General features: G+C 65.1%; 21 protein-coding genes. 9 read left to right on the forward strand and 12 right to left on the reverse strand.

The annotated features are described in order from the left end of the window. Positions 1–393: 393 nt before the first annotated feature. The 7 genes from BVH06_RS10525 to mhpT all read right to left on the reverse strand — a co-directional run bounded on the left by BVH06_RS10525 (position 394) and on the right by mhpT (position 9908). Positions 394–2133, reverse strand: a complete 1740-nt coding sequence (locus BVH06_RS10525; protein WP_075934049.1) for an acyl-CoA dehydrogenase family protein — start codon at positions 2131–2133, stop codon at positions 394–396. Between the two features lie 25 nt (positions 2134–2158). Next, the gene (locus BVH06_RS10530; RefSeq protein WP_075934050.1) at positions 2159–3397 is read right to left on the reverse strand and encodes a thiolase family protein; all 1239 of its coding nucleotides are present in this window, start codon (positions 3395–3397) and stop codon (positions 2159–2161) included. Continuing rightward, positions 3394–5250, reverse strand: a complete 1857-nt coding sequence (locus BVH06_RS10535; RefSeq protein ID WP_075934051.1) for a feruloyl-CoA synthase — start codon at positions 5248–5250, stop codon at positions 3394–3396. Before BVH06_RS10535 ends, BVH06_RS10530 begins: the two co-directional genes overlap by 4 nt. 114 nt (positions 5251–5364) lie before the next feature. After that, positions 5365–6813: an aldehyde dehydrogenase gene (locus BVH06_RS10540; protein ID WP_075934052.1), complete on the reverse strand. Its 1449-nt coding sequence runs from the start codon at positions 6811–6813 to the stop codon at positions 5365–5367. Positions 6814–6890: 77 nt separating this feature from the next. Next, the gene (locus BVH06_RS10545) at positions 6891–7721 is read right to left on the reverse strand and encodes a p-hydroxycinnamoyl CoA hydratase/lyase (RefSeq protein ID WP_027910143.1); all 831 of its coding nucleotides are present in this window, start codon (positions 7719–7721) and stop codon (positions 6891–6893) included. 417 nt (positions 7722–8138) lie between these two features. Further along, positions 8139–8678, reverse strand: coding sequence for a DUF3237 domain-containing protein (locus BVH06_RS10550; RefSeq protein WP_083651984.1), 540 nt, complete (start codon positions 8676–8678; stop codon positions 8139–8141). A gap of 12 nt (positions 8679–8690) precedes the next feature. Next, positions 8691–9908: a 3-(3-hydroxy-phenyl)propionate transporter MhpT gene (mhpT, locus tag BVH06_RS10555; protein ID WP_075934053.1), complete on the reverse strand. Its 1218-nt coding sequence runs from the start codon at positions 9906–9908 to the stop codon at positions 8691–8693. A gap of 375 nt (positions 9909–10283) precedes the next feature. Here mhpT and BVH06_RS10560 point away from each other — a divergent pair, with 375 nt between their 5' ends. After that, positions 10284–11534 carry an OprD family porin gene (locus BVH06_RS10560; protein WP_256575166.1) on the forward strand — a complete coding sequence of 417 codons (1251 nt, stop codon included), beginning with the start codon at positions 10284–10286 and terminating at the stop codon, positions 11532–11534. Positions 11535–11573: 39 nt separating this feature from the next. Here BVH06_RS10560 and BVH06_RS10565 read toward each other — a convergent pair whose 3' ends face one another. Next, entirely contained in the window at positions 11574–12902 is a 1329-nt protein-coding gene (locus BVH06_RS10565; RefSeq protein WP_075934055.1) for an MFS transporter, read from the reverse strand. A gap of 365 nt (positions 12903–13267) precedes the next feature. Here BVH06_RS10565 and BVH06_RS10570 point away from each other — a divergent pair, with 365 nt between their 5' ends. Together BVH06_RS10570 and BVH06_RS10575 are read left to right on the forward strand one after the other, a co-directional pair. Continuing rightward, a complete protein-coding gene (locus BVH06_RS10570; RefSeq protein WP_075934056.1) occupies positions 13268–14332 on the forward strand; it encodes an aromatic ring-hydroxylating dioxygenase subunit alpha in 1065 nt (354 codons plus the stop codon). A 58-nt stretch (positions 14333–14390) separates the two neighbouring features. After that, complete coding sequence (locus tag BVH06_RS10575; RefSeq protein ID WP_075934057.1) at positions 14391–15338, forward strand: PDR/VanB family oxidoreductase; 948 nt, start codon at positions 14391–14393, stop codon at positions 15336–15338. A 269-nt stretch (positions 15339–15607) separates the two neighbouring features. Here BVH06_RS10575 and BVH06_RS10580 read toward each other — a convergent pair whose 3' ends face one another. The 4 genes from BVH06_RS10580 to BVH06_RS10595 are packed head-to-tail and all read right to left on the reverse strand — an operon-like array spanning position 15608 to position 18103. After that, a complete protein-coding gene (locus BVH06_RS10580) occupies positions 15608–16072 on the reverse strand; it encodes a GNAT family N-acetyltransferase (RefSeq protein WP_075934058.1) in 465 nt (154 codons plus the stop codon). After that, positions 16065–16778: a GntR family transcriptional regulator gene (locus BVH06_RS10585; RefSeq protein ID WP_075934066.1), complete on the reverse strand. Its 714-nt coding sequence runs from the start codon at positions 16776–16778 to the stop codon at positions 16065–16067. The genes BVH06_RS10580 and BVH06_RS10585 overlap by 8 nt, the downstream gene beginning before the upstream one ends. 31 nt (positions 16779–16809) lie before the next feature. Further along, positions 16810–17196 (reverse strand): DUF4345 domain-containing protein, encoded by a 387-nt coding sequence (locus BVH06_RS10590; RefSeq protein WP_075934059.1) that lies wholly within the window; start codon positions 17194–17196, stop codon positions 16810–16812. A 40-nt stretch (positions 17197–17236) separates the two neighbouring features. Beyond that, entirely contained in the window at positions 17237–18103 is an 867-nt protein-coding gene (locus tag BVH06_RS10595) for a helix-turn-helix domain-containing protein (protein ID WP_075934060.1), read from the reverse strand. A gap of 139 nt (positions 18104–18242) precedes the next feature. Here BVH06_RS10595 and pobA point away from each other — a divergent pair, with 139 nt between their 5' ends. From pobA to BVH06_RS10625, 6 genes are all read left to right on the forward strand, one after another. After that, on the forward strand, positions 18243–19427 hold the full coding sequence (gene pobA, locus BVH06_RS10600; RefSeq protein ID WP_075934067.1) for a 4-hydroxybenzoate 3-monooxygenase: 1185 nt from the start codon (positions 18243–18245) through the stop codon (positions 19425–19427). Positions 19428–19481: 54 nt separating this feature from the next. Then, complete coding sequence (locus tag BVH06_RS10605; protein ID WP_075934061.1) at positions 19482–19916, forward strand: DUF411 domain-containing protein; 435 nt, start codon at positions 19482–19484, stop codon at positions 19914–19916. Positions 19917–19942: 26 nt separating this feature from the next. After that, entirely contained in the window at positions 19943–20809 is an 867-nt protein-coding gene (locus tag BVH06_RS10610; protein WP_075934062.1) for a neutral zinc metallopeptidase, read from the forward strand. Between the two features lie 49 nt (positions 20810–20858). Next, positions 20859–21920 carry a dTDP-glucose 4,6-dehydratase gene (rfbB, locus tag BVH06_RS10615; RefSeq protein WP_075934063.1) on the forward strand — a complete coding sequence of 354 codons (1062 nt, stop codon included), beginning with the start codon at positions 20859–20861 and terminating at the stop codon, positions 21918–21920. A 3-nt stretch (positions 21921–21923) separates the two neighbouring features. After that, positions 21924–22793, forward strand: a complete 870-nt coding sequence (rfbA, locus tag BVH06_RS10620; RefSeq protein WP_075934064.1) for a glucose-1-phosphate thymidylyltransferase RfbA — start codon at positions 21924–21926, stop codon at positions 22791–22793. Continuing rightward, on the forward strand, positions 22793–23020 hold a 228-nt coding region (locus BVH06_RS10625), incomplete at its 3' end, for a dTDP-4-dehydrorhamnose 3,5-epimerase family protein (protein WP_177345392.1). The genes rfbA and BVH06_RS10625, both read left to right, overlap by 1 nt.

Here is a 23020-nt window from a genome sequence, read left to right on the forward strand (position 1 = left end):
CGTGGGCTCAAGCGAACAGAAGCCCTGACCATCCTGGCCCGTAAACTCGCTCGTATCGCCTTTGCGCTGATGCAGAAGCAGGTCGATTACAACCCCGAAAAAGGGGGATCCTTGACATAGAATCTCCCACAAAAACGGGCCAAGTTCTCAGAGCCTGTTCAAAGTCTTATCTGCGCATGAAGCGCCAACTACAAGGCAAAAGCAGACACTCAAACCAACCTGTGGGAGCCCCGACCTCGAGGCGAAACGATTGCAGCCTGACTGCCTATTTCGACGGTGCCTGAGCGATTCGCCGCGAGGTCGCGGCTCCCACGATGGATCGGATAACGGCCGCTACCGCCACATTCCTGCCATTCCTCTACACGCCACACACCGGCGGATCGAGAGTGCCCGTCAAGAGAGAAACGCCAACGGCGCCCGAGCAGCGTCGATCCGGGCGATGCGCAGCTCGGTCTCCGGCAACAGGTAGGTGAAGAAGAACGCCGCGCCATCGAGCTTCTCCTGATACCAGGGATCTTCGGCCAGCAGCAACCCCGCCAGGCGAGCCGAGCGCGCCCAGGCGAACGCCAGTAGTGACCAGCCGAGCAGATGGAGAAAATCGCCGGCAATGCGGTAAGGGTATTCACCGTCGCTGCGGGAATGGGTAAAGATGTCTCTCACTGGGCCGCGCCATTTCACGCACAGCGCGTTCAGTCGTTCGGCATATTCCCCGCCCGCCGCCACTTCCTGCTCGAACACCGCCAGCAGCTCATCCAGAGCCGCGCTGCCATCGCCCAGCACCTTGCGCAGCAGCAGATCGTTGGCCTGAATTTCGTTGCTGCCTTCATAGATCATGGCGATTCGGCTGTCGCGCAGGGTCTGCTCGATGGCGTACTCACCGGTGTAACCGTAACCGCCGAAGACCTGCAGCGCCTCGCTGGCCAGGTGAAAACCCTGCTCGGTAAAGAATGCCTTGATCACCGGGGTCAGCAGCCCGGCCAGGCGCGCGGCCCGCTCTCGCTCGGCCTCCAGCTCAGCGTGTTCGGCCTGGTCGAGCAGGTGAGCGCCCCAGTAACCGATGGCGCGCGCCCCCTGGCTGACCGTGCGCAAGCGCAGCAGCGCCAGGCGCATCGCCGGGTGGTAATGGATCGGGTCGGCAGCCGCCGCTGCAACGCCTTCGGGCCGATGCGGTGCACGCATCTGGCGGCGTTCACGGGCGTAGTCCGCGGCGCTCTGCCAGGCCGCTTCGGCGTGCCCGAGCCCTTGCAGGCCAACGTGCAGGCGCGCCGAGTTCATCATCACGAACAGCGCCGCCAGGCCACGATTGGCCTCGCCGATCAGCCAGCCCTGGGCACCCTCGAAGCTTAGCGAGCAGGTGGCGCTGCCTTTGATGCCCATCTTGTGCTCGATGCCGTCGCAGCGCACGGCATTGCGACGGCCGTCGTCCAGCCGCTTGGGCACCAGAAACAGGGAGATGCCGCGGGTGCCCGCCGGCGCATCCGGCAAGCGCGCCAGCACCAGATGCAGGATGTCGTCGGTCAGGTCGTGCTCGCCGCCCGAGATGAACAGCTTGCTGCCGGTCAGACGATAACTGCCGTCGCCCTGAAGCTCGGCGCGGCAGCGCAGCAGACCCACGTCACTGCCGGCCTGGGGCTCGGTGAGGCACATGGTCGGCAGGATTTCCCCGCTGACGATGGCCGGCAGATAGCGCTCCCTGAGCGCCTGCGGCGCGTTGGCCCGCAAGCACAGGTAGGCGCCGTGGGCGATGCCGGTATACATCGCCCAGGCGTGATTGCTGGCGTAGAGCATTTCCTGCAGCGCCGCGTCCAGCAACTGCGGCAAGCCTTGGCCGCCGTGCTCGGGCGCACAGGCCAGCGCCGGCCAGCCGCCCTCCACATAGGCGCGATAGGCGGCGGCGAAACCGTCTGGCGTGCCGACCTCGCCGGCCTGCCAGCGACAACCCTGGCGATCCCCGCTGGCATTGAGCGGCGCCAGCACGCCGGAGCTGAAGCGTGCGGCCTCCTCCAGCACCTGCAAGGCCAGCGGCAGGTCGACCTCGGCGAAGGCCGGCGACTCCGCCCAGCTTGCCGGCGCCTGCAACCAGTGTTCGAGCACGAAACGCATGTCGCGCAACGGTGCCTGGTACTTCCACATAATCAACCTCCCTGTAGAGCAGACCTCAGGCCTGGTAGCCCGGATTCTCGATCAGCAGCGCCATGCCTTGCCCGCCGCCGATGCAGGCCGCGGCAATGCCGTAACGCAGATTGGCTTCACGCAACTGCCGCGCCAGGGTCATCACCAGGCGTAGGCCGGTAGCCGCCAGCGGATGGCCGAGGGCGATGGAGCCGCCGCGTCGATTCAGCCGAGAAGGATCCAGCTCCAGCGACTGACTGACCGCCAGCACCTGAGCGCCCTGGGCCTCGTTGATTTCCAGCAGACCGATGTCGTCCAGCCCCAGGCCGCTGCGCTGCAGCAGCAACTGGATGGCCGGTGCCGGGCCGATGCCCATGATCTCCGGCGCCACGCCAACCACGCTGGAGGCACGCAACAGCGCCAGAGGCGGTTTCGTGCAATCGGAGGCGCGACCGACCAGTGCCGCCGCCGCACCGTCGACCACCGCGCAGCTGTTGCCGGCGGTTTGCACGCCGCCAGGGTGAATGGCGCTCAACCGCGCCAGCGCCTCGGCATCGGTGGGTCGGGGGTGAGTATCCTGCGTCACCTCGGTGATCCGCCTGGGCAGTTCGATGCACCTGGCCTGATAACCGTCCAGCTCGAAACGTTCATTGCCGACGGCGACGATCTCCTCGGCGAGCCAGCCGCTGTCGCGGGCCAGCAACGCGCGCTGGTGGCTGCCCAGGGCGTAGGCGTCCACCTGCTCGCGGCTGATCCCGTACTCGCGGGCCAGGCGCTCGGCGGTGGCGATCATGTCCACGCCCGGCGCCGGATCGAGCAGCGCTTCCCAGAGAAAATCCCTGAAGCCGACCGGCGCGCCGAGGCGAAAGCCACTGCGGTGCTCGTAGCTGGCAATCGGGTTGCGCGACATCGACTCACTACCAACGCACAGCGCCAGTTGCCCGCCGCCGTGCAGGTGCATGGCGCCCTGGCGCAGCAACTCCAGGCCGGTGCCGCAGATGCGCTGTACCGCCAGCGCCGGCACCTGCTGCGGCACGCCGCTGTACAGGCCGATATGTCTCGGCAGCATATAGGCGTCGAAACTGGCCTGGGCCATGGAGCCGGCGAACACGCCGTCTACTGCCGCCGGCTCGAGAGCGGCGCAGGCCAGCACGGCGCGGCCGGCCTTGATACCCAGGTCGATGGGCGATACCTGGGCCAGCGGCCCATTCAGGTCGCTCCATGGGGTGCGCAGCGCCGTGATGATCGCCACATCCTCGAAGTGGCTGTATTGCCCGCCATTCACGCCGGCTTCTCGGCGCGCAGGATCGACTCGTCACGGCCGCGGTACAAGGCCTCGACCTGCTCGGCGCGCCATTGCAGCACTGCGCGCTGGTTGATCGAACCCTTGTCGGTGATCTCGCCGCGGTCGATGGACGGCGCCTGGCTCATCAGGGCGATCCATTCCAGCCGCGTGGCATTGCCAGTGGCCTCGCGGTTGAGGCGCTGCAGCCAGTCGGCGAACCAGCCGCGTACCGGCGCGCTGGCCAGTACCTCGGCGTCGCTGGCGTCCGCCGCCAGGCCGGCCAGTTGCCGGCATTCATACAGACGCGGAAACACCAGCAGCCCCAGGCATTCGCGATCCGGCGCGGCGACCACCACGTCCTGCACGTAGGGCGAGCCTTCCAGCACGGCGCGGTTACGCAGCGGGCCGACGCTGACGAACACCCCGGACGACAGCTTGAAGTCTTCGGCGATGCGCCCGTCGAACATCAGCCCCAGTTGCGGATCGCTCGGGTCGGCCAGCTTGAGCGCATCACCAGAGCAGTAGAAGCCGTCCCTGTCGAACACCTCGGCGGTCTGCTGCTCGGCACGCCAGTAACCGGGCATGATGTGCGGCCCGCGAAAGCGCCCTTCCAGCTTGCCGTCGACCGGCACCAGGCGTACTTCGCAGCCCGGCGCTGGCAGACCGACGTAGCCGGCCATGGACAGCGGCCCGGTGGTGAAGGTGCACGACGGCGATGCCTCGGTCATGCCCAGGCCGGCCATCATGCGAATGCGCTCGCCGCAATGCAGCTCGGCGATGCGGTCGAGGCGATCCCAAATGCTCTGGGACAGCCCGGCGGCGGCGAAGAAGAACAGCTTGATGCGTGCGAAAAAGGTCTCACGCAGCGCCGCGTCCTGCTCCAGGGCGTTGACCAGTTCTTCCCAGCCCTTGGGCACCGTCAGGTAGGCCGTCGGGGAAATCTCGCCCAGATTGCGCAGGGTTTGCGCCATGCCCTGGGGCGTCGGCTTGCCGTCATCGAGGTAGAAGGTACCGCCGTTGTACAGCACGATGCCCAGGTTGTGGCTGCCGCCAAAGGTGTGATTCCACGGCAACCAGTCGACCAGCACCGGCGGCTCTTCACCGAATACCGGGAAGGTCTGCAGCAGCATCTGCTGGTTGGCGCAGAGCATGCGCTGGGTGGTGACCACCGCCTTGGGCAGCTTGGTCGAGCCGGAGGTGAACAGGAACTTGGCGATGGTATCCGGGCCGGTGGCGGCAAAGGCGGCTTGCGCCTCCGCATCGCCCGGCTGGGCCAGCAGGCTGGCGAAATCGATGGTGCGTCGCCCTGCTACTTCGCCCCTCACGGTGACTACCGGCACATCGGCGGGCAGCACCGCGTCGATGGCGCGCTGGAACGGCGAGGCATTGTCGACGAACACCAAGCCCGGCTGCAGCAGGTCGCAGACATGGCGCAGCTTGGCGTGATCCTGGGACATCAGCGAATAGGCCGGCGACACCGGGCAATACGGAATGCCCGCGTACATGGCGCCGAGAGCGATCTGCAGGTGCTGCAGGCCGTTGCCGGAGAGAATCGCCAGGGGCCGCTCGGCGCTCAGGCCGAAGCCAAGCAGGCGCTGGGCGATAGCCCGCACTGCATTCAGCATCTGTGCGTAACTGGTGTGCTGCCACTCGCCGTTCTCGCCGCGTACGGCCAGAAGGGTCTGCTCGCCACGCACTTCGGCCCAATGCACCAGGCGGTCGAGCAAACGCTCGGGCAAGGGCGCCAGCGGTTCCAGCGAGCGCATGTGTAGTACGCCCTGGCGCTCGCTGACCTCGACGGCCGAACGGCCGATGGACACCTGGCGATAACGCAGTCCGGTATTGGCGTTCACTTCGCTTCTCCACGCGGGCGACTGGCTCGCCCCTGTTGTTCTTGTCGTCACGCAGCGCCGTACCGCCTCGCTAGAGAGGCAACCGGCACACGCAGGAATACCGCAGTTGCCTGGCTAGATCGGGTAGTGCCGCGGACCGTTCTGCAGAGTCACCCAGCGCAACTGGGTGAACTGCTCAATGGCCGACTTGCCGCCGAAGCTGCCGTAACCACTGGCCTTGACGCCGCCAAAAGGCATCTGCGCTTCGTCGTGTACGGTCGGACCGTTGATATGGCAGATGCCCGACTCGACGCGCTGGGCCAACGCCAGCGCCCGCGTGGTATCGCGGCTGAAGATCGCCGACGACAGGCCGAACTCGGAGTCGTTGGCCAGGCGCAGCAGCTCTTCGTCGCCGCTGCCGCGCAGCACCACGGCCACCGGCCCGAAGGACTCCTCGGCGTACAGGCGCATGGCCGGGGTAACGTTGTCGAGCAGGGTCGCCTGCATGATGCTGCCTTCGACCTGGCCACCGGCGACCAACTTGGCGCCCTTGCCGACGGCGTCGTCGACCAGTGCCTTGATACGCTCGCCAGCCGAGGTGTCGACCAGCGAGCCGAGTACCGAGGCGTTATCGGCCGGGTTGCCGGCGCGCAGGTTGGCGATCTTCGCCGCCAGTTTGGCAACGAAGGCATCGGCGACCTTGCTGTCGACCACCAGGCGCTCGGTGGACATACAGATCTGCCCCTGGTTGAAGTAGGCACCGAAGGCCGCGGCTTCGACGGCGGCGTCCAGGTCGGCATCGTCCAGCACCAGCAGCGGTGCCTTGCCGCCCAGCTCCAGCAGTGCCGGCTTGAGGTGGCGGGCCGACAGCTCGCCAACAATGCGCCCGACCTTGGTCGAGCCGGTGAAGTTGACCCGCCGTACCGCCGGGTTGGCGATCAGCCGCTCGACGATCGCCGCGGCATCGGCCGGCGCGTTGCTGATCACGTTGACCACACCGTCACCCAGGCCGGCGTCCTGCAGCACCTGGCCGATCAGCCGATGCACCGCGGGGCTCAGCTCGGATGCCTTGAGCACCACGGTATTGCCGCAGGCCAACGGCATGGCGATGGCGCGAGTGGCGAGAATCACCGGGGCGTTCCACGGCGCGATGCCGAGCACCACGCCGCAGGGTTGGCGCAGCGCCATGGCGAAGCTGCCGGGCACGTCGGAAGGGATCACCTCGCCATGGATCTGGGTGGTCAGCGACGCCGCCTCGCGCAGCATGTTGCTGGCCAGGTGCACGTTGAAGCCGTACCAGTTGGCCATCGCCCCGGTTTCCCCGGCAGCGGCGATGAACTCGCCAGCGCGCGCCTGCATCTCGGCTGCGGCCTTGAGCAGACGCGTGCGCCGCTCGTTGGGCGCCAGCGCGGCCCAGGCAGGAAACGCAGCCTGGGCGGCGGCCACCGCGGCGTCGGCATCTTCCAAAGTGGCGGCGGCGACCCGCGATACCACCTCGCCGGTCACCGGGTTAAGACGTTCGAAGGTGCGTTCGTCCCGGGACGGGCACGAGCGGCCACCGATCAGCAGGGGCACGTCCAGCATGGTGATTCCTCATTGTTGTCGTTGTAGGAAACGCTCGCGACGCCATGGCGGACGCCGCGCTTTACAAGGCTAGGCGATCAGCGCTTGTAGGCCTGCAGACCGGGCTTGATGGTCTTGTCGTCGAGGAACTGCTTCATGCCCTGCTCGCGACCACCCTCTTCGTCCAGCAGGCGCGACTGGTCGAGCTTGGCGTAGAGGTAATCCTCGTTCTGCTCCCAGGTCAGCTCGCGGCAACGCTTGAAGCCATGCTTGGCGGCACGCAGCACCACCGGGTTCTTTTCCAGCAGGTTGCGCGCCAGCTCCAGGGTGGTGTCGCGCAACTGTGCCAGCGGCACGCTTTCGTTGACCAGGCCCATCTCGGCGGCTTTCTTACCGTCGAAGGTCTTGCCGGTCATGATGTAGTACAGCGACTGGCGGTGGCCCACGGTGTCGGCCATGGCCTTGCTGACCAGGTTGCCCGGCGGAATGCCCCAGTTGATTTCGGAAAGGCCGAAGGTGGCTTCATCGGCGCAGATCGCCAGGTCGCAGGCAACCAGCGGGCTGAAGCCGCCGCCGAAGCACCAGCCATTGACCATGGCGATGGTCGGCTTGGCGTACATGCGCAGCAGCTTCCACTGCCACTGCGAGGCTTCGCGGCGGATCTTCTCCTGGAGAATCTCCGGGCCGGCGTCCACTTCGCGGAAGTATTCCTTGAGGTCCATGCCCGCGGTCCACGACTCACCGGCACCGGTCAGCACCAGTACGCGAGCCTCGGCGTCCTGCTCCAGAACCTCGAGAATCTCGACCATCTCGCGGTTGAGCGTCGGGCTCATGGCGTTGCGTTTTTCCGGACGATTGAGGGTGACCCAGGCGATGCCTTCTTCGACATCGACCTTGACGGTTTGCCAGCGCCCTTCGTACTTGCTCATGGGGAATACTCTTGTTTTGGTTGTCGATGAACAGAAGCTAATCCTGAAAAATAGTTATGTCAATTAACTATTAATCAAAATCACCATCTGTGCCGAATTCGGACACTCGCTCGCCAAAGCAGTCAGTTCGCTCACGGTCCGATAACCTCGAACAGGTCACGTTGGCGCTTCGCTATAGCCAAAGGCTTACACGACGGCGCGCCGGTTCGCTCTGGTGACACCGCGGCCAGCGCCGTAATCTATGCCCATACCTGCAGCACAGGACGTGCTCAGGGTCATGGATGACATGACCATAGCTAGGATGGCAGCCGACAGGACGTTGGCATTGGTCAGTAAAAGCCCGCTTCGGCGGGTTTTTTATTGCCTGTGGAAAAGTGCGGCGGCTAGTGCGGCGGCGCAAGGCCGCCGCAGCGCCGGTCATTTCACGATGAAACCGTCGTACACCACCGTCTTCTGCAGGCGCATCGCACTGCCCACACCGACCATGCCGTTCAGCCAGCTGTAGCGCGGGTCGCTGGTCTCGAACTGCATGGTGATGCGGAAGTAATACTGCGACGGGTCCACCGGCTCGCCCTTGGCCACCTTGCGCAGTACCTCGGCCGGGCCGTGGCGAAAGCCCTTGGTTTGCAGATAGACCAGGGCGCCGTCGTCGGTCTGCAACAGGTAGCGGGTGTCGATGATTGCCAGGCCGTTGCTGTCGACCAGTTGCCAGTCGGCGCCGTTGTCGAGAATCTTGCCCTTGAAGCCAGGGCCGTCGAAGTGCCCGCTGGTGATCGGAATGATCCGCCGCTGGCCTTGCGGGCCAACGGCGCCGAGCTCCCAGACCGGCGCTTCGAGGTTCACGGTGAAGCGCGCCAGGGGTTCGAGCTTGAGCGGCGGTGGCGTGTTCACATCGGCATTGGCCAGGCTGCTTGCCAGGCACAGCAACAGGGCCATCAGTTGCGTCAGTCTGCTCATCGGTCAGGTCCTTCAGTGCGATGGCGTCGATGCGCTTGGCGCTTCGGCAGCACGCCGCCGGCTCATGCCGAGCACCACCAGGGCAGCGATCACCAGGCCGGGCGACGCTGCCAGCAATACGCCGGCGGTGCCGGCACCTGCGGCAAGAATCTGCCCGGCAGCCAGTGGCCCGGAAACCGAACCCAGGCGACCGACCGCCACCGCGGCGCCCACGCCGGTGGCGCGTACCGAGGTCGGATAGGCCGGCGGCGCCAGCGCATAAAGCACCAGTTGCGCAGCGATGATGAACAGGCCAGCAGCAAAACCGGCGATGGCCATGGCCAGCATGCCCGAGGCCAGACCCAGGCCGGCCAGGGACGCCAGCACGCCGCCATAGGCAAACAGCACCACGCCGGTGCGACCACGACGATCCAGCAGCACGCCGCCGAGCAGCGAACCGATGGCCCCGCCGATGTTGAACAGCATCTGGATGGTGCCGGCCTGGGGCTTGCTGAAGCCCTGCTCGAGCAGCAGCGACGGCAGCCAGTTGAGCAGCATGTACATCACCGTCAGGGTGAAGAAGTAGCTGACCCACAGCGCCAGCGTGGCACCGCCACGGCCCTCGCCGAACAGTGCCTGCACGGTGGATTCGCGCGCTGGCGCAACGCCCTGATGCTGCGCCCGGAAGTCCCGCGACTCGGGCAGCGCGAAGATCAGCAGCGGGGCGATCAGCAACGGCGCCACACCGCCGACGATGAATACCGTCTGCCAGCTTTCGCCGCCGAGCATCCCCACCACCGCGGCGATGGCACCACCCAGCGGCACCCCGCAATACATGATGCTGATGGCCGTGCCGCGCCGGCGCTCGTCGACCGCCTCGGCGCACAGGGCGATCAGGTTCGGCAGCGCGGCGCCAAGACCCAGGCCGGTCATGAAGCGCGCCAGCAGCAGGCCGTTGACGCTGGCGACATAGGCCGTCCACAGCGAGAAGATGCCGAACAGGATGACCGCGCCGACCAGCACGCGCTTGCGCCCGATACGGTCGGCCAGCCAGCCGCCGAAGAACGCCCCCGGCAACAGACCGATGATGCTGGCACTGAACATCCAGCCCATCATTTTCTGATCGAGCTCGAACGCCTGGCGAATGCCCGCGGCGGCGATGCCTGCCGATTGCAGGTCCAGCCCTTCGATGAGCGCGACGATGAAACACAGCGTGACGGTCAGCGTCGAGCGACGCGATGACGTATCCATGGGAAACCTCGATTTTATTGTTGTTGTAGCCGCTCGCGATGAACGCTCGGCGAGCCCTGAAAAAAGATTAACAAAGATAATAAATAACGAAAGTAATTTAGCCGTAAAGGGCGATTGGGGGATAACCGAAACGGATCAAGCACTTAGCTAAAAATCTTTATTAATAGCCAAAACAATTAATAATTTTAATGTTCGATTATCGAACAACCCTCATTGACCGCCCGTCATTGCCTTTCCATTCTCGCCGCACTGCAGTGCGAACGGCACTGCATCCACCGCCTGAATCGGCGGGGCCAAGAACAACAATAAAAGGACAATGACATGCACGACCACCGGGCGCTCGACTCCCTCTCCCTGTTTCGCCGCAGCTCGCTAATGGGCCTGTTGCTGGCACCCGGCATGCTGGCCGGCCATGCCCTGGCCGACGGCTTCGTCAAAGACAGCAGCGCCAAGCTGACCACCCGCAACTACTACATGGATCGCGACTACAAGGACGATGGCGCCAAGTCGGCGGCCCGCGAGTGGGCCCAGGGTTTCATCCTCAAGATGGAATCGGGCTACACGCCGGGCGATGTCGGCTTCGGCCTCGACGTCACGGGCCTGCTGGGCGTCAAGCTGGACTCTTCGCCTGGGCGCAGCGGCACCGAGCTGCTGCCGGTTTCCGCCAGCAGTGGGCGAGCCGCCGACGAATATTCACGCCTGGCGCCGACGGCGAAAATGCGCGCCGGCAAGAGCGTGCTGAAGGTCGGCGACGTGTCCCCCTTCCTGCCATCCATCGTCGCGAGCCCGGCGCGACTGCTGCCCCAGAGCTTTCGCGGCGCCTACCTGCAGTCCGCGGACATCGACGACCTCACCCTGCATGCCGGCTACCTCGACCGTATCAACCGCAGAGACTCCAGCAATTACCAGGCGATGACCGTCGCCTCGCCCAATCGGCGCTTCAATCCGACGGCGCAAAGCTCACACGCTGCGTTTTTCGGCGGTGACTACCAGCTCGGCAAAGGCCTGAAGCTACGCGCTTATAACACCACGGTCGCCGATCTGTACCGCCAGGAATACTTCGGTCTGCTCCACGAGCTGCCAGTCGGCACCGGCATGTTTAGCACCGACCTGCGCGCCTTCATCAGCAACGAAGACGGCAGCGCCCGGGCCGGCAAGGTGGACAACCGCAACCTCGCCGCACAGTTCGCCTACGCCCTCGATGGCCATCGCTTCACCCTGGGCTACATGCACCAGAGCGGCGACACCGCCAAGCCGTACATTTCCGGCACCGAATCCATGGTGATCAGCGAAATGGCGATGAGCTCGGACTTCCTCAATCCCAAGGAGCGCACCTGGCAGGCGATCTATGATTACGACTTCGCCGCTGCCGGCGTGCCCGGATTGAAAACGCGCCTGCGCTACCTGCGCGGCGACAACATCGAGCTGCCAACCCTGGGCGGCGCCGACCTCAAGGAGCGTGAGCTGCAGATGGAGATCGGCTACGTGATCCAGAGCGGCACCTTCAAGGGCGTCGGGCTGAAGGCACGGCACTCGATCTATCGCAACGACTTCGCTGCTGGTGCAGCCTTCCGCGACGAAAACCAGACCCGCCTGCACATCGACTACACCCTGGCGCTCTGGTAATGAACCGGGCGCGAGGTGCAGCCTCGCGCCCGTGCCGGCTCAGGCCTGAGCCGGCGTCATCTGCTGCGGTTTCTGCGCTGGCAGCAAGGTCAACAAAAGCACCGCAGCAGCCACGAACACCAGGGCGAACCAGGTGTAGAGCTGCAGCGGCTGCCAGCCGTCATCGAGCATGAAACCCGCTACGGTCGGCGACAGGATCGCCCCGCCACGGCCGATACCGATCGCCCAGCCCACCCCGGTGGCACGTACCGACGCGCCATAGATCAGCGGCGACAGCGCATAGAGGCCGGCGACGCAGCCGTTGGAAAACAGCCCGATCAGCAGGCCCATGCCCAGCGCCGCGGTGAACGACGAGCCCAGGCCGGTGAAGATCACCAACAGCACGGCGGTGATCAGCATGAAGCCGGCCAGCACCCGCGCCAGGGAAAAGCGCGCCGACAGCAACCCCAGCAACGCCGCGCCGAAGATGCCGCCGATGCTCAGCAATACGCCACCGGTGACGCCCTGCTGCACCGAGAGCCCGGACTGGGTGAGCAGCTTGGGCGTCCAGCTCATGATGAAGTAGAAACCGAACATCACCAGGAAGAACAGCACCCAGATCAGCAAGGTGCTGCGTCGTTGCTCGGGGTCGAACAGCCGCGCGAAGGAGCCGCTGCCGCCCTGGCCATCGCCCGCCAGCGATGGCAGCGAGGACAGGCTCGGCTGGCCCAGCTTCACGGCCAGGCGATTGACCCGCACCAGCGCCTTGGCCGGCTGCTTGGAAAGCAGGAAATCCAGCGATTCGGGCAGCCACAGCAGCACCGGCACGATGGCCGCGAAGGTCATCAGCCCGCCGGCGAAGAACACCGAGCGCCAGCCCCAGTGCGACAGCAGCCACACCGCCAGCAAGCCACCGAGCGTGGCGCCCAGGGCGTAGCCAGTGGACTGCAGGCTGACCGCCAAGCCGCGCCAGCGCTTGCTGGCGTACTCGCTGGCGATCACGTTGCTGCTGGCCAGGATGCCGCCTATACCCAGCCCGGTGAAGCCGCGCAGTAGCGCCAGCTGGGTGGGGGTCTGGCTCAACGCCGAGAGCAGCATGCCGGTGCCGGAAATCACCAGGCACAGCAGGATCAGCGGGCGCCGGCCGATGCGATCGGCCCAGGGCGCGATGAACAGCGAACCGGCGGCCATGCCGAGCAATCCGGCGCTGAGCAGCAGGCCGATTTCCGCGCCACTGAGCGACCAGTCCGCGGCCACCGACGAGGCCGTGAAGGCCATCACCAGCACATCGAAGCCATCAATCATGTTGAGCACGATGCATACGCCGATGGCGACCCATTGAAAGCCGCGCATCGGCCCCTGATCGACGACCTGCCGGAGATCGCTCATCGCGCACCTCCCGCCGCAGCAACGAAAGATAACGAGAGAGGCATGCCGCAATCGGCAGCTGACGGAGCGAGGCGAAGGTTCATCGGCGCGGATCCTGGATTGTTTTTATGGGAGAAGCCGCGGCCAAGCTTGCAGAAGTGGATCCAATATTCAATCCAGCCAAGCGAAGCGGCGAGCCCCCGAGTACAGGCGCCCGAGGCCCGAGCCCCGCCGCGTGGGGCCTTGCTCGATCAGCAGCACACAAAGATTGCGTTCGCTGATCGGACAGTTTGTTTTGTTAACTGTTTTCCCGGACAGGCATTGACATTAGGCTGATTAAAAACCAACCATTGGATCCAATAACTCCAACAATAACCGAGGTCGTCATGTACCCGAAAAATGCCTGGTATGTAGCCTGCACCCCCGACGAAATCGCCGAGAAGCCCCTGGGCCGGCAGATCTGCGGGGAAAAGATCGTGTTCTATCGCGGCGCCGAGGGCCAGGTAGTGGCTCTCGAGGATTTCTGCCCGCACCGCGGCGCGCCGCTGTCGCTCGGCTATGTCGAGAACGGTAACCTGATCTGCGGCTACCACGGCCTGGAGATGGGCTGCGAAGGCAAAACCGTGTCGATGCCCGGCCAGCGCGTTCGCGGCTTTCCCGGCATTCGCGCATTCGCGGCTGTGGAACGCTATGGCTTCATCTGGGTGTGGACCGGCGATCAGGCGCTGGCCGATCCGGCCACCATCCATCATCTGGAATGGGCGGAAAATCCCGACTGGGCATACGGCGGCGGGCTGTTCCACATCAATTGCGACTACCGGCTGATGGTCGACAACCTGATGGATCTGACCCACGAAACCTACGTGCATGCCTCCAGCATCGGCCAGAAGGAGATCGACGAAGCGCCGCCGGTCACCAAGGTCGAAGGCGATGAGGTGATCACCAGCCGCCACATGGAAAACATCATGGCCCCGCCGTTCTGGCGCATGGCGTTGCGCGGCAACGGCCTGGCCGACGATGTGCCGGTGGATCGCTGGCAGATCTGCCGCTTCAACCCGCCCAGCCACGTGATGATCGAAGTCGGTGTGGCCCACGCCGGGCACGGCGGCTACGAGGCGCCGGCCAAGGTCAAGGCGGCGAGCATCGTGGTCGATTTCATCACCCCGGAGAGCGAGACCTCGATCTGGTATTTCTGGGGCATGGCGCGCAGCTTCAAACCCGAGGACCAGGCACTGACCGACAGCATTCGCGAAGGCCAGGGCAAGATTTTCAGCGAGGATCTGGAGATGCTCGAACGCCAGCAGCGCAACCTGCTCTGGCAGCCCGAGCGCCAGTTGCTCAAGCTCAACATCGACGCCGGTGGCGTGCAGTCGCGGCGCATCATCGACCGCCTGCTGGCTGAAGAGCAGGCCCTCGCCGCCCAGAAAATCGACGTCCGCCAGGTCGGCTGACCCTTGCCCGTCGTGCGCCACCCAGGTGGTGCGCGCAAGCCTTGAAGAGAGCGCCACCATGATCGACGTCATCGTCACCGCCATCGAGCCCCAGGCCCAGGACATTCTCAGCTTCGACCTGGCCCGCACCGATGGAGAACCGCTACCGGCCTTCAGCGCCGGCGCGCATATCGACGTGCACCTGCCGGATGGGCTGATTCGCCAGTATTCGCTGTGCAACCACCCCGAAGAGCGGCACCGCTATCAGATCGCCGTGCTGCGCAGTGCCGACTCGCGCGGCGGCTCCATCGCCATGCACGGCCTCGAGCAGGGCGTCAGGCTGAGCATCAGCGAACCACGCAACCTGTTTGCGCTGCAGCATGACGCCAGGCGCCACCTGCTGATGGCCGGCGGCATCGGCATCACCCCGATCCTGTGCATGGCCGAGCGACTGAGCCACACTGGCGGCGATTTCACCCTGCACTATTTCGCTCGCTCGGCGCCGCAAGCGGCATTCGTAGAGCGCCTGCGCCAGTCGCCGTTCGCCGATCGCGTGCACCTGCATTTCGACGACGGCGAGGCGAGCAAGCGCCCGGATACCGCCGCGCTGATCGGCCCAGCCCAGGCGCAGACGCACCTGTACGTCTGCGGCCCGGGCGGTTTCATGGAGCATGTGCTGGACAGCGCCCGCGCGCTGGGCTGGACCAACGACAACTTGCACCGCGAGTACTTCAGCGCCGAACCGGACGACCAGCCCCAGGCGGGCTTCGAAGTGCAACTGGCCAGCAGCGGCGAAGTGCTCAAGGTGCCGGAAGGCATCAGCGTGGTGCAGGTGCTGCGCGGCATCGGCGTGGAAATTCCGGTGTCGTGCGAGCAAGGCATCTGCGGCACCTGCCTGACCCGTGTGCTGGAAGGCGAGCCGGATCATCGCGACCTGTTTCTCACCGAAGACGAGCAGGCCGCCAACGACCAGTTCACGCCCTGCTGTTCACGCTCGAAAAGTGCGCGGCTGGTGTTGGATATTTGAAAATGTCTGCGGGATGGCGTCGTGCGCGCGATTCACGGGCATGAACTGAACGTCCCCGCCCGCTCGCACAAACTTTGTTTCCATAAAGGGGAATTGCGTGACTTAAATGCCGCTCTCACAGCTGCGCTGGCCGCCTCCAGATGTCAGATACGAAAGACATCGCGCGGCTTACGCAAATAATGTGGGAGCGCGCCATGCGCGCGAAAAATCTCGGGTATGGCGCGCGCTCGCAAGTTACCCCCACAAATCAGCGTCCGCCCAAGATAGACTCAGCGGCGAAGCTCGCGAACCATGACGAAGGTGCGTTCGTCCCCGTCGACCACTTCTCGCACCACGGCATAACCAAGGGCCGAATAGAACGGCACCGCCGTCAGTGACGCTGGCACCCTCAAGCACTGCACAGCAGCGGCCTGAGCGACGCCTTCGACATATCGCATCAGCGCCTTGCCAACCCCGCGTCCTTGCAGTTCGGGCAGCACGAACACCGACCGCACCACATCGCCCGCCAGGCTGGCGGTGGCCACCACCCGCGCCCCATCGAGCGCCACGAATATTTCACGCGAGGCCATCAGCCTACGCACGCCAGCGGCATCGAAGTTGGCTGCCACCCGCTCGATCACCTGCGGTGGATAATCCGCGGCATTGCTTAGCCGTAACGCCTGCACGATGACGTCGCTGATAGCGTCGGCATCCGCCTCGCGCGCCTGGCGGATCGCCCACTGCACGTCAGCCATCGCGCAGGATCGTCATCGCGGCTTCACCCGTTTCATCGCCATGCACCGCACGGGCGTAACGCAGAGTGGCGTTGGCGTGCTCGCGCATGATGTTTTCGGCGCGCGCGCCCTGGCCGTTGACCAAGGCGTCGTAGACGGCGTGGTGCTGCATGTGGGCAAAGCTGAAGCGCCGGTACTCGCGCGGCATGTCGTTGCCATCCACGGCCAGGGAGCTTACCGAGGCGAACGGCAGGTGATCGTTGCGCGACAGGGCCATGGCGATGGCGCTGTTGCCGCTGGCCTCGATGATCGCCTGATGAAAGCGCTTGTTGAGGTCGTGGTAGATCTCCAGCTCCTCCATCACCACATGGCCCTTCTCGAACAGCCGATCGCCCTCCACCAGGCACGCATACAGGCGATTGCGAATCTCGTCGCCGAGGCCGCGTTCGGCGGCCTGGCGCGCGGCCAGCCCCTCGAGCACACCACGCACCTCCACGGCGCCGGCGATATCGTCGTCGGTCACCGCCCGCACGGTGTAGCCACGACCCGCGGCCTTGCACAGCAGGCCTTCCTGCTCGAGGGTGCGAAAGGCGATGCGAATCGGCGTACGCGAGACCTGCAGCCGCTCGGCGGTGGGAATTTCGGCGATACGTTCGCCCGCCGCCAGCTCACCCGAGGCGATCATCTGCCGCAAGGCAGCCAGTACCCGCTGTCCGGATTTGTACATCACGCCCTCGCCCACCTGTCGATAGGCGCCATCATAGCGCTCGCGGGCGTTGCAGTGCCCAGCCGGCCAAACCAGCGGACACGGCCTCGAACAACAGAGCCCACAGATTGAAGGTCTGCTGCGCGCCGCCATCGAGCCACAAGCCGGCGATACGCCCCAGCGCCAGACTGGCGTAAAGCACCAGCAGCAAGATCAGCGCGGGCCGCTTCAGCTCTTGCCGCCACACCGCCAGGGCGAGAAACACCGCCAGCCCGACCGGCAGGGCGCCGTAATGGGCGCGCACGTCGGTAACCGCAGACGACTCCATCAGCAGCATGCCGCTGACCGCGCCCATTTCCTGGGGCCATAGAAAGTAGGCGGCGCCGAAGCCGACAAGCACGAGCAGTTGCACGACGAGAAAGATACGGGCATAGGGCATGGCGCAGTCCTCCGGGGCTCACGGGCAGAGCATAGGCCAGTCAGCGCTGCTGCCGAAAGGCGCTGGGAGTCTGGCCGGTGAGGCGCTTGAAGAACCGCGAGAAATACGCCGGCTCGGAAAACTGCAGGGCGTCGGCGATCTGGCTGAGGGTCATCGACGAATACACCAGCAGGCGCTTGGCCTCCAGCAACTGGCGCTGATGCACCAGGGCCTGGGCGCTCTGCCCGGCGTAGCGACGGGTCATGCTGTTGAGGTGCGCAGTGGTGATGCCCAGGCGCCGGGCGTACGCCTCGATCGACAACTGCTCGCGAAAATGCCGCTCCACCAGACGATTGAACGCCGCCAGGTGCTGTTCGCCGCGGGCCGGTCGCTCGGCGGCCTGGCGCCCCAGCACCTGCCGGCCGAGCCAGACCGCCAGCACGCCGACCAGCGACTGCAGCAGCAGGTTACGCGCCGGCGCGCTCTGCCCGTACTCGCTGTCGATGGCATCGAACAGATGATCCAGCTGGGCGCGATCATCGCCCACCGGATACAGCGCCGGCGTGCTGAACACCGGATGCTGGGCGCCGAGGTGCGCCTCCAGTTGCGCCACCAATGGCGCGGCCAGGGTCAGCACGTAACCGTCCACGTCATTGGAGAACTGGAAGCCGTGTACGCACAAGGGCGGCAACACCTGCAGCGCCGGATCGACGATGCGCGACTGCACGCCTTCCACCTCGATCAGCGCCGAGCCCTGGCGCAGATACAACAACTGCAGCAGATCGGGATGGCGGTGCGGCTCGATCACCCAGTCGTGCAGGCGGCTGCGCTTGGGAATCGACTCGCAGTGCAGCAGATCCGGCGTCGGCCACTCCAGGGCATCGCCATACAGCTTGAATACCGGCACGGCGATCTGCGGCTGATTCATGGCGGCTCCCGGAAAAGTGGCCGATAGGCGCACGGAGTTTATGAAAGTCCAAGTAAACGACGTGAATTTGCCTTATCCAGCGGCCAAGTCCAATCAAAAATACAAGCACGACAGTCCAAACAACAATATCGAGGACGCCATGAAAACCTCCGTCGCCATCATCGGGGCCGGCCCGTCCGGCCTGCTACTCGGCCAATTGCTGCACAACGCCGGCATCGACACCGTGATTCTCGAACGCCAGAGCCCCGACTACGTACTCGGCCGCATCCGCGCCGGGGTGCTCGAACAGGGTATGGTCGACCTGCTGCGCGAAGCCGGGGTCGGCGCACGCATGGAGCGCGAAGGCCTGGTGCACGATGGCTTCGAACTGGCCTTCGACGGCCGCCGCGAGCGTATCGATCTCAAGAGCCTGAGCGGCGGCAAGACGGTGATGATCTACGGCCAGACCGAGGTCACCCGCGACCTGATGGAAGCGCGCGAAGCGAGCGGCGCAGTGACCCACTACGCGGTCAGCGACGTGCAGCTACACGATCTCAAGGGCGGCGCGCCCTATGTCACCTACCAAAAGGATGGCGCGGCCCATCGCCTGGACTGCGACTACATCGCGGGTTGCGACGGTTTCCATGGCGTATCGCGGCAATCGATCCCTGCCGATACCCTGAAGATCTTCGAGCGGGTCTATCCGTTCGGCTGGCTCGGCGTGCTGGCCGACACCCCGCCGGTGGCCGAAGAACTGATCTATGCCAGCCACCCGCGCGGCTTCGCCCTGTGCAGCATGCGCTCGCCGACGCGCACCCGCTATTACGTGCAGGTCGACGCCGACGAGAAGGTGGAAGACTGGCCCGACGAGCGCTTCTGGGGCGAACTGAAAGCCCGCCTGCCGGCCGATACGGCGGCCAATCTGGTCACCGGGCCGTCCATCGAGAAAAGCATCGCCCCGCTGCGCAGCTTCGTGGTCGAGCCCATGCAGTACGGCAAGCTGTTCCTGCTCGGCGACGCCGCCCATATCGTGCCGCCCACCGGGGCCAAGGGTCTCAACCTGGCCGCCAGCGACGTCAGCACTCTGTACCGCATTCTGCTCAAGGTGTACCGCGAAGCCCGCACCGAGCTACTCGAGCGCTACTCGGCGATCTGCCTGCGTCGGGTCTGGAAGGCCGAGCGCTTTTCCTGGTGGATGACCAGCCTGCTGCACAACTTCCCGGATACCGATGCCTTTACCGCGCGCATGCGCCAGACCGAGCTGGACTACTTCGTCGGCTCCGAAGCCGGGCGCACCAGCATCGCCGAGAACTACGTGGGGCTGCCCTACGAATCTATCGAATAGGTAAACGACCGCTGGCGGCGCTATGCTCGCGGAATCTTTCAGGAGGATTTCAGCATGCGCCCACTGCTTCTTGTCGCCGGGCTGTTCGCCGGCCTCGCCCAGGCCGCCGAGCCGCTGACCATCGATGTACATCGCGATGCCAACTGCGGCTGCTGCAAGGGCTGGATCAGCCATCTGCAGGCCAACGGCTTTACCGTGAACGACCATATCGAGACCGACATGCACGCGGTCAAGGAGCGCCTCGGCGTGCCCGAGCGCCTGGGCTCCTGTCACACCGGAGTGATCGACGGCAAATTCGTCGAAGGCCATGTGCCGGCGGCCGACATCCTCAAACTGCGCGAGCGCCCCGATCTGCTCGGCATCGCCGCGCCCGGCATGCCCACCGGCTCGCCAGGCATGGAACGGGGCAATATTCGCGACGCCTATCAGGTGATTGGATTGGACGCACAAGGCGGCGAAAGCGTGGTCAGTAGTTATCCGGGCAATTGACTCGCCCCCTTTGAAAGGATATCGCCATGCGCTGGAAACGAGCTCGCCGCAGTGACAACGTCGTGGACGCCCGTGGCGGCGGTGGTGGCATGCGCTTTGGCGGCGGCCGTGGGCTGAGCCTCGGCGGCATCGCCATCGTCGTGGTGGTGGGTTTGCTGATGGGCCAGGATCCGTTGCAGATTCTCGGCCAGCTCGCCGGCCAGTCCGGCGGTTATTCGAGCAGCCAGGTGGATCGCCCGGCGGGAGACGACGAGCAGTCGGAGTTCGTGCGTGCAGTGCTGGGCGATACCGAAGACACCTGGCGCACCATCTTCCAGGCCAACAGCCGCCAGTATCAGGACCCGACGCTGGTACTGTTCGACGGCGGCGTGAACTCCGCCTGCGGCTTCGCCAGTTCGGCGGTCGGCCCGTTCTACTGCCCGGGCGACCGGCAGGTCTATCTGGACCTGAGTTTCTTTCGCGATCTGGAACAGCGCTACGGTGCGGCCGGCGATTTCGCCCAGGCCTACGTGATCGCCCACGAAGTCGGCCACCATGTGCAGACCCTGCTGAGTGTGTCCGCCAAGGTCGATGCGGCCCGCCAGCGAGGCGAGAACCTGGAGGGCGCCAATGGCTTGCTGGTACGCCAGGAACTGCAGGCCGACTGCCTGGCCGGCATCTGGGCGCACCATGCCCAGCGCCGCCTGGACTGGCTGGAGCCGGGCGATCTGGAAGAGGCACTGAACGCCGCCAACGCCATCGGCGATGACCGCCTGCAGCAACAGGCCCAGGGCCGGGTGGTGCCGGACTCCTTCACCCACGGCACCTCGGCGCAACGCGTTCACTGGTTCACCACCGGGTTCGAAAGCGGCAAGGTGGGTGCATGCGATACCTTTTCCAGCGCTCGTCTCTAAGGGGTCGAGCAGGCATACTTGGCCTTTTAAATGGCTGGGCACCTTTCACATGCGCATTCTCGTTACCGGCGGCGCGGGCTTCATCGGCTCCGCGCTGATCCGTCACCTGATCAAGAGCACCGATCACGAGGTGCTCAACCTCGACAAACTGACCTACGCCGGCAACCTGGAATCGCTGCGCGAGGTCGAGCATGATCCGCGCTACCGCTTCCTGCAGGCGGATATCGGTGATCAGGCCGCGGTCAGCGAAGCGCTGGAAAGTTTCCAGCCCGACGCCATCATGCACCTGGCCGCCGAGTCCCACGTCGACCGTTCCATCGACGGCCCGGCGGCGTTCATCCAGACCAATATCGTCGGCACCTATGGGCTGCTCGAAGCTACCCGCGCCTACTGGTCGAGGCTGGACGAGCCCCGGCGCCAGGCGTTTCGCTTCCACCACATTTCCACCGACGAGGTGTACGGCGACCTGCACGGCGTCGACGACCTGTTCACCGAAACCACGCCCTACGCCCCAAGTTCGCCCTACTCGGCCAGCAAGGCGGCCTCGGACCATCTGGTGCGCGCCTGGCAGCGCACCTATGGTCTGCCGGTGCTGCTGACCAACTGCTCGAACAACTACGGCCCTTATCACTTCCCGGAAAAGCTGATCCCGCTGGTGATTCTCAACGCCCTGGATGGCAAGCCGCTGCCGGTGTACGGCAATGGCCAGCAGGTACGCGACTGGCTGTTCGTCGAGGATCATGCCCGCGCCCTGCTGCAGGTGGTCACCCGCGGCGCGGTTGGCGAGACCTACAATATCGGCGGCCACAACGAACAGAAAAACCTCGATGTGGTGCACGCCATCTGCGACCTGCTCGACGAACTGCAACCGCGCGCGGCGGGTTCCTACCGCGATCAGATCACCTTCGTCACCGACCGCCCCGGCCATGACCTGCGCTACGCCATCGATGCCAGCAAGATCGAGCGCGAGCTTGGGTGGACGCCAGAGGAAACCTTCCCCAGCGGCCTGCGCAAGACCGTAAACTGGTACCTGGACAACCTCGACTGGTGCCGCCGCGTTCAGGACGGCAGCTACCAGCGCGAACGGCTCGGCGCGCCCAAGGAGCAATAAACGATGAAAGGCATCATCCTCGCCGGCGGTTCCGGTACCCGGCTGCATCCGATCACCCTGGGCCTGTCCAAGCAGCTGCTGCCGATCTACGACAAGCCGATGATCTACTACCCGCTGTCGGTGCTGATGCTCGCCGGCATCCGCGAAATCCTGGTGATTTCCACGCCCCACGATCTGCCGCAGTTCCAGAAGCTGCTCGGCGACGGCAGCCAGTTCGGCCTTGAGCTGAGCTATGCCGAACAGCCGGAGCCGGACGGCCTGGCCCGCGCCTTCATCATTGGCGAAGCGTTCATCGGCACTGATCCGGTGTGCCTGATTCTCGGCGACAACATTTTCCATGGTCAGCACTTCACCGAAAAACTGCTGCGCGCCGCGGCAGCGGACAAGGGCGCCACGGTATTCGGCTATTGGGTCAAGGACCCTGAGCGCTTTGGCGTGGTGGAGTTCGATGCTCAGGGTCAGGCGATTTCCATCGAGGAAAAACCGGCCCAGCCACGCTCCAGCTATGCCGTAACGGGCCTGTACTTCTACGACAACGACGTGATCGAGATCGCCAAGGCGGTCAAACCTTCGCCACGAGGCGAGCTGGAAATCACCGACGTCAACAACGCCTACCTGCAGCGCGGCGATTTGCGCGTCGAGCGCTTCGGCCGCGGCTTCGCCTGGCTCGACACCGGCACCCACGACAGCCTGCTGGAAGCCTCGCAGTACGTGCAAACCATCGAGCACCGCCAGGGTCTAAAAGTCGCCTGCCTGGAAGAGATCGCCTACGGGCAGGGCTGGATCGACCGCGATTGTCTGCTGCGCCAGGCCAAGGCATTCGGCAAGACCGGTTATGGCCAGTACCTGTTCAGCCTGGCCGAGGACAACTGATGCATATCATTCAAACCGCCATCCCCGATGTTCTGATACTCGAACCCAAGGTGTTCGGTGATGAGCGGGGCTTCTTCTACGAGAGTTTCAACGCCCGCGCCTTCAGCGAAGCCACCGGCCTCAATCCGGAGTTCGTCCAGGACAACCACTCGCGCTCGCAGCGCGGCGTGCTGCGCGGCCTGCACTATCAGATAGAGCAGGCCCAGGGCAAGCTGGTGCGCGTCTCG

It is taken from the genome of Pseudomonas sp. PA27(2017) (genome assembly GCF_001945445.1).
Classification (GTDB): Bacteria; Pseudomonadota; Gammaproteobacteria; order Pseudomonadales; family Pseudomonadaceae; genus Aquipseudomonas.